Annotated in this window: 6 protein-coding genes; 1 reads left to right on the top strand and 5 read right to left on the bottom strand. The window is 65.2% G+C overall.

The annotated features are described in order from the left end of the window. Positions 1–5: 5 nt before the first annotated feature. The 5 genes from ACIBG0_RS24400 to ACIBG0_RS24420 form a co-directional block, all read right to left on the bottom strand. Entirely contained in the window at positions 6–1,112 is a 1,107-nt protein-coding gene (locus ACIBG0_RS24400; RefSeq protein WP_397035276.1) for an SCO2521 family protein, read from the bottom strand. A gap of 1 nt (position 1,113) precedes the next feature. After that, on the bottom strand, positions 1,114–2,151 hold the full coding sequence (locus ACIBG0_RS24405) for an SCO2522 family protein (RefSeq protein WP_397035277.1): 1,038 nt from the start codon (positions 2,149–2,151) through the stop codon (positions 1,114–1,116). 27 nt (positions 2,152–2,178) lie between these two features. After that, positions 2,179–3,093 (bottom strand): SCO2523 family variant P-loop protein, encoded by a 915-nt coding sequence (locus ACIBG0_RS24410; RefSeq protein WP_397035278.1) that lies wholly within the window; start codon positions 3,091–3,093, stop codon positions 2,179–2,181. Between the two features lie 3 nt (positions 3,094–3,096). Continuing rightward, entirely contained in the window at positions 3,097–4,941 is a 1,845-nt protein-coding gene (locus ACIBG0_RS24415) for an SCO2524 family protein (protein ID WP_397035279.1), read from the bottom strand. A gap of 296 nt (positions 4,942–5,237) precedes the next feature. Then, positions 5,238–6,089: a TIGR02569 family protein gene (locus tag ACIBG0_RS24420; RefSeq protein ID WP_397035280.1), complete on the bottom strand. Its 852-nt coding sequence runs from the start codon at positions 6,087–6,089 to the stop codon at positions 5,238–5,240. A gap of 545 nt (positions 6,090–6,634) precedes the next feature. Between ACIBG0_RS24420 and ACIBG0_RS24425 the strand changes: the two genes are divergently transcribed. Beyond that, positions 6,635–7,093: a hypothetical protein gene (locus ACIBG0_RS24425; protein ID WP_397035281.1), complete on the top strand. Its 459-nt coding sequence runs from the start codon at positions 6,635–6,637 to the stop codon at positions 7,091–7,093. Positions 7,094–7,303: the final 210 nt, after the last annotated feature.

Here is a 7,303-nt window from a genome sequence, read left to right on the forward strand (position 1 = left end):
ATCTGCTAATCCGCACTGTAGTCCTCGGTGCCGATCCTGGTGTGCCGCACCGCATCCAGGGTCGCCACCAGCAACCGATTGTGCAGCTGATCGATCAATGCCCGCCGTCCCGCGGTGAAGTCCGGATCGGTGTTCAGCTGCGTCCACAGTCCGCGCAGCGCCGGGGGCGTATGCGCGCCGGGCACCCACAGATGTGCCAGGTGGTGCAGCACCGGAGCCAGCACCTCCACCGACTCCGCACTGCCCGGCAGGTACAGATCGGACTGCTCCAGCGCCGCGGCGGTGACCGACAGCAACCAATCGTGCACCGCGAGATCCTCACAGAACCGCTGCACATCGGCCAGTTCCGCCTCGCTGCGCACGGTGATCAACGCGGTGCGGACCGTATCGTCGCGCAACCGGAACCACACCACCGGCTGCGCCGGATCGCCGATTCGCGCCGCCCAACGCAGCCGAGTCGTTCCGGATTGCACCGGCGTGTTCTGGTCCAGGCGGTGATCCATCCGGATGCGGCCGAGCAGCCGATTGGCGATCGACGCGAGATCGAGGGTGCCCCCCGGCGGCGGCCCCGCGGCCAGAAAGCCCTCGGCCAGCCGGGCGCCGGTTTCCGCGGTGACCTTGGTGATCACCTCGGATACGCCGACCTGGCTCAGATAGTGCGACCACGTCCGGCGCTGATCGCCAGCGGCTCGAACGACCCTGGTACGTGCCGAACTCTGCAGCACTCGTCCGCCGACGACGACCGCATGCGTTGCCACGGTGCCGATCGCCCGCACGTCGGGATGCGACGGGGCCGCCAACCGACAATCCACACCCTCGGCAGTGGTCGGCGAAACCGCGAGCGACATCGGCCGCTCCCGCCACAGCATCGGACGGCCCGGCACCAGCTCGAGCAGTTCCTCGAGATCACCGCGCGTCAGCGGCGTCGCAGCGGGCAGCAGACAGGTGTCCACCTCACCGAATACGACCAGGGGGCCGACGGGTGTCCTGTTCTGTGCCGCACCGGCACGCACCAGCAGGCGCACGGCTCGGCCGCGACGCAGCTGCCGCAGGTGCGGCGTCGACCGAGCCGTGCGCATCCGGCGCGCGGCCGAATCGTTCGGTTCGTTCACGTCAGGATCCGTCCAGCAGGAAATGGGTGAGGCGTTCGGTCACCTTGCGCGATACGTCGATACCCTCCTCGTTGCCCCTGGCGACGATCTGATCCACCACTTCGTCGTCGAGTTGGATGTGATCGAGTATTACCCGTACCGCGTGCTCGATACCCAGATATCGCTGCGGCAGCAGCGAAAGTGACCGATATGCGGCAAATGGTTTGGCCCGCGGATTCAGTTGGACCACCGCTGGCATCTCCCACCAACTGCCCGGCCACGGCACACCCGGCTCCCACGGTTGTGGCTCGACCACCGGCATACCGTCGAATCGCAGCATGCCGAGTCGCAGCAACTGCCAGATGGAGGCCAGATACGGGCAGGACCACTTGGTGAATACTTCCTTGCGTCCGTTCACCTTTCGGGTCTGCTTACTCCACATTTCGACATCGAGGAAAATCGAATGCTCGCGCCGCCCGAACTCCTCGGCCGGTTCGTACGGCTCGTCGTGCATCGCCTGCTCCGAGGGATCATCGGAGGCACGTCGGCCATTGCACAGCCAGCCGGATTCCGCGGTGGGTGGCCTGCGACCGTTCGCGCCCTCCGGCGGTTCGGCCACGATGCGGGCGCGGACCAATTCGGCCAGCTCGATACGCGGTGCGCTCACCGCGCCGTATTCGGCGGCCGGAACCTCCCAGCATCCCGCCTCGCGCGCCAAATAGTCGATAGTCAAACCACATTCGTCGGCATTGCGCAGCAATTTGTCGAGGATTTCGCCGGGATTGGTATCGGACCGGAAATAGTCATCGACCAGAAAGCAGGTGCTCACCCTGGCTCGTGGACCGAATTCGATTTTCGCGGCCTCGGTGAATGCCGTGACCAGCGGCACGATCCGGCGGAACTGCGCGCGAATCTTCTCCTCCCCATTGGCCAGATCATGCATATAGAAATGTCCGACTTCGATCGACACATGAGAAAGCGGCACCTTGGCGACGCGCGGGTGCTCGGTGGCCTCGCTGTAGCCTGCGGCATGCTCCATGTACTCGATATCCCCTTTCATCCGACGGTGTGCTCGAGTTCGGTCGATTCAGATTCGGCGCCAGGTGGCTGGATCGAGCACACGATCGGCGAGCGTATCGAAGGCCTCGACGGTTGCCTTGTTGGCAATCTCCTTCTGCACGTCGATATCCAGAATCAGCTGTTCGCGCCATTGCAATACCGGCTCGACCGGGGTCTCGCCGAGCATCGCGCTCGCACCGACCTTGTTCGTCGATGCCAGCCGTTTCAACATGGAGTCCTGCTGATGCAACCAAGCCGCCTGCGGCCCAGGAGATTCGGTGGCCTCGTTCAATTGCGGCACTGCGGTACGCACGTACCTGATGTTGTCCAGCAGCACCTCGGGATCGTGCCCCGCGCCCGCACCGCAATCGAGAATTCCGTACTGCCCGCGCACTAAACCGTGTGCGGCGATGATGTGCTGACGGGTCCAGCGGTGAAACACCAACCAGCGCACCGTGCGGGTGGCCAGCTGCGGCAAAGCCGTTGCCTTGAGCGCGATTTCCATCGCCACCGAGCGGCCCGCGCTGAGATCGACAATGCAGACATCGAAGTCCTGGTCGAGTTCGAGCAGCAACTTGGCGCAGTTTTCCAGGGTAAGGTCATCGATCTTGGTGAACTCCGCGCCACCCGCATCGCCGGGCAATAGGAACAGCTTGCCGGTTCGCGTGCGCATCTTGCGCAATTCACGGCGATCGGTGTTATCCCGCACATCGATTCGCGCGGCGACGCCCACTTTGCCCAGCAAATAGGAATGGAGGCCGTCGCCACTGGAAATACCGCGCTCCACACCGCTGATCTCGAAAAGCGCACCCGCGGTCGGGGAACCGAAATCGAAATCCAGATAGGCGACCCGCTTACCCCGCACACACATCCGATAGGCGAGATTGCAGCTGGTCACCGAGCGGCCGGTGCCGCCCTTGTCAGAGGTCGCGAATACGATCATGCGCTAGGGGTTCCTTGTCGCATCACGGCGGGCGGCGGCCAGTCGGTCGAGTTCACGCAGCGCGTCGAGGGCGTGCACGAAGGTGGTCGCGGAATCCTCGCGCACCAACCGCCTGGCCTGATCGATATGGTCCTCCACCCGATCGAGCGCGGCGCGGTTGCCCGAGGTGTCATCGATGCTGACACCGAGCATCTCCTGATCGAACCGATGCTCGGCGGTATTCAGCATGACCCGCGCGACGTCCTGCAGATCCGGCCAATTGGGCGGCGGTTCACGGTAGGTCCGGTCCGCGGCAACCAGACATTCGATGACGCGTTCGGTCATGTACCAGGACGGTTTTGTGACCTCGGCATCGCCGTTCTCACCGAACGCGCCCGCCGGATCGTCCCACAGTCCGGGCGCTCCGGCCCGCAGCATGCGGCGATCCAGATGCTCCATCACCGATTTGGCCAATTCCATCAGCTTGTCGCGGGCCGCGACATTGTTGGACAGCCTGGCCGCCTGCAGCATTCGCTTGAGCAGTACCGCCGAGAAGTCCGAAACCTCCCACTGCAGTGTCGGTCCGGCATCGACGACCTCACTGCCCCGCAGGGTCAGTCGCACGCCGGGAGTGTGCAGCGCGACCGCCGGGTCATCGTGCATGGTGCGGCGAATGATCCGGCCGCGGCCGGCCAACTCGTCGAAAATGGCCACCGCCCTCGTCAAGTCGTCATCGGAGGCGGTACGCGCGACCAGATCCTGGATCAGTACGGCGGATACGATGAGACTGAAGTAGTCCGACTGCTCGCCGTCGGAGGTGCGCCACGGAATATCCTCCAGCGGCCAACTGCCCGAGCCGAAGCGCGCGACCGTCGACCAGTAGCGCTGGGTCAACTCCCAGCGGGTACGCAGGGCCTGCGCCAGTCGGTGCTGTTTCTCGTCGAGCAGACCCAGCTCACCGGTGCGTGGGGAGACCAGGTCGTTGATGCCGTCCAACGCGACGACCGTGAAATACAGATACGGGCGCGGATCGGCGATACCCTTCTCACTCGCGATCTGCGCCTCGACGAAGTCGACCTCGGTGGCGTCGCGCGCTATACCCCAACTCCAGCCGCATTCGAACAGCAGATTCTCGTCCTCGAGCTCCCTGACCGATTCCTCCTGGCCCAGGGTGACATCACTGCGCAACCGCGCCCGCACCCGTTCCAGACTGCGCCGCACACCGTCGACCATGGCCTGCTCGGGCTCACCGGTCTGGTTCAACATCCCCAGAATGGCCTGTCCCTCAGGGGATTTCGGTTTCACCGTATTGACGACGAAGCTGCGGACCAGTCCGGTCATCGCCGCGGTGAGCCGCGCGCTGAGCTGCCCGGAGAGAATATCGATCCGCTGCGTCAGCTCCCCCGGTCGCGCCCAACCGCGGAAGGCGCGCAGGAAGCGCAGACCCGCCATACAGACGGTCAGCGACATCGAGTACGAGTCGACAACCTCGATGCGGCGCTGTGCCGCATTGGGTTCGCGCTCATCGGCGGAACGCAGATAGCTGCCCGCGGAGAAGTCCGGCTGTCCGTCGTCACGGGTGTTCTGCTCGATATAACGCTCGAGCAGCCACACAACGAAACTGCCGATCTGCTTCGGACCGCCGAGCGGTTCCAGAACCGAACTGACGTCGTCTTCCATCCGATCCGGATTGTCCAGCGCGAAGATATCGATCTCGGTGGCCGGATACAGCAGGCAGAGCAACTGCTCGGAATCGCTGATAGAGTTGGCGTCCGTCCGACCGCCCCAACGCCAATCCCTGCCATCCCAGCACGCGGCGAGCATGGCGCGCCATACATCCAGAATCTGTTGCCTCGGTTGGATTCTCACCTGCTGCCGTCCTCACCCCATGTCGCAGGCGCGCCGGTCCACACCGCGTCCACGAACGTCAAATTAGCACGGGCACAACGCTTACGCTGGCTCCACGAGGGTCCGATCTGGTTCCATTCCGGCATCACCCGAACCGGTCGCAGAGCCGTCCGAACACGGGCAACCACACAGCATCCCGGTGGCCCGCAAAGCAGGTAGCACAACGCCGCCTGGTGGCGATTGTCCGAGCATAAAGCAACCGTTGCAGCACACGACGCAGATCGGATAACCGGGCGATCGCGCGGTCGAGACGAAACTCAGAGCATCAGGCGAACCATATCCGCGGTCCGCGCCAGTCCGGGGAACGCATCGGGCGTCGAGCGGGGATGTAGCGCATGCACAGCAAGCCGAAACATGACCGCGCGCAACAACATCTGCGGCCATTCGGGTAGATCGGACCACCGGTCGAGCAGGCCGTCGTCGGCGCCGCCCCAGGCGAGTGCGTCGACGACGATGACACCGGCGGCCCATGCTGCCGGGCGCCAGTACGGCGTGATGTCGGTGAGACCGGGCGTGAAGACTCCGGCGAAAAGAACCGTGCCGAACAAGTCACCGTGCACCAGTTGCGCGGGGGTTTGAACCGGCTTGCGCAGGGTGGCCAGCTGGCCGATCAGTTCCATACTGCGCTGGCCGTCGGGAGAAGTTGCCGGAGTGATGCCACCGGAGCGCAGACTCCGCAGCGGCACCGCCTCCCAGGCGGCACGATCGGCGGCGACGAAGACGTCGACATCGACCCAGGGGGCGACCGGCGGTTGCACCAGGAACCGTGGTCGTTCCAGCTCCGCCGTGGCCTGATGTAGCCGCAGCGATACCGAAACGACCTCGTCATAGCGTGGCTCGGGCACACCTTCCAGATAGGTATCGGCGCGCCAACCGGATACCACGTAGCGGCCGTCGGTGGCGCGCACGGGGCGGGCCAGGCGTAGACCGTCAACTTTGAGGGTTTCGCGGACCTTCGCCGACCATGCCGCCCTGGCATGATCGGCGATCGGGCTCAGCACCACGTCACCGAGCCGCCAGCCGCCGTCCCAGTCTCCCAGCGAAACCGGGGTCACTTCGCGCAGACCGAACGTGGCGCGCACGTGCTCGGGGGGTTCCACAGAAGTCACGGCCGTACGGTACCTGTGTTGAATTTGGCACGCCCGCGGCGCGCCGTCTGAGTTTTCGGCCGCGCGGGCGCGGCGTGTTCGCGGGCTCTGTTTAATGGCCGCGGCTCCGCCGCGGCGTGTTCGCGGCCCCCTGGTGTCTCGCGTCCGAGCCGTCGAGACTCGCGACTTCGTCGCATGCGCTTCGACGACTCGGACGCGAGACGGGCCGCGAACTCCTCGCTCGTAAGACTCGCTCCGTTGGGGTTGGTGAGGGCGGGGCGTTCGGCACCTGATGTACGCGTGCCGGAAGGGCGAGACTCGTGCCCGCGCCACATGCACATCAACAACTCGGACGCGAAAACAGGCCACGCACTCCTTGCTCGCAAAACTCACTCCGTTGTCATTGCGAATGGCTTGATCGGCCGGTCTTCCTCGCACACCTTGGGTATGGATTCGCACACCCTTGGAGTGCGCCTACCAGCGCTTGGGTAGCTGTCGCCAGCCCCTCCCAGCAGGGAGATTAGAGGTACACCGAGAAACAAGACGGAACCTTTGAGGGGATCGCAATGAGCACTCTGGTCGAAACGCCCGCCACTAACGTCATCCAGCTGCAGCCGCGCCTGCGCAACGCAGCCGAGCTCGAGCAGGCCGCGGTCCTGGGCAACTCGGGGACGCTCGCCAACGTCGAGCTGGATCGTTGGGCGAACCGGCTGGCCCGAGTGCTGATCGCCCGTGGCGCCGCAGGGCACGCCCGGATCGCGCTGGCGATCGACCCGCAGATCGAAGCCACGGTTGCCACATCCGCGGTCGTCAAGCTCGGCGCGACTCCGGCATCGGTGGCTCAGAACGCGACCGTCGCCCCCGGTGCTCGCCTCGGCATCACCACCAAGGACCGCCGTCCCGAGCTCAGCGATGACATCGACTGGCTGCTCCTGGACGACCGCTCGACACTGCAGCGCTACCTGGTCAGCTCCGACGCCCCGATCACCGCCGCCGATCGGCTGACCGAGCGGAAGTCCGCCTGACCCGTTACGCAGCCTGCGCGCCCGAACCCACGGAGTTCGGGCGCGCTGCGGCGCGTATGCCGGTCTCGGGGGCGGCACCGCGCGCAACCACATACGCCGCCGATCGAACACAGTGTTGTCAATACGCCTTCGGTCGGCTCGGCACCGGTCCAAAATGAACTTGCTACTACGCGACGGTCGGGACCAGCGGTGTACCACCGCTCCAGACGT

It is taken from the genome of Nocardia sp. NPDC050630 (assembly GCF_044457245.1).
Taxonomy (GTDB): domain Bacteria; phylum Actinomycetota; class Actinomycetes; order Mycobacteriales; family Mycobacteriaceae; genus Nocardia.

Excerpts from the sequence above, each read along its gene's own strand:
- ACIBG0_RS24405 (WP_397035277.1), bottom strand. The coding sequence starts at position 2,151 with ATGAAAGGGGATATCGAGTACATGGAGCATGCCGCAGGCTACAGCGAG.
- ACIBG0_RS24410 (WP_397035278.1), bottom strand. The coding sequence starts at position 3,093 with ATGATCGTATTCGCGACCTCTGACAAGGGCGGCACCGGCCGCTCGGTG.
- ACIBG0_RS24425 (WP_397035281.1), top strand. The coding sequence starts at position 6,635 with ATGAGCACTCTGGTCGAAACGCCCGCCACTAACGTCATCCAGCTGCAG.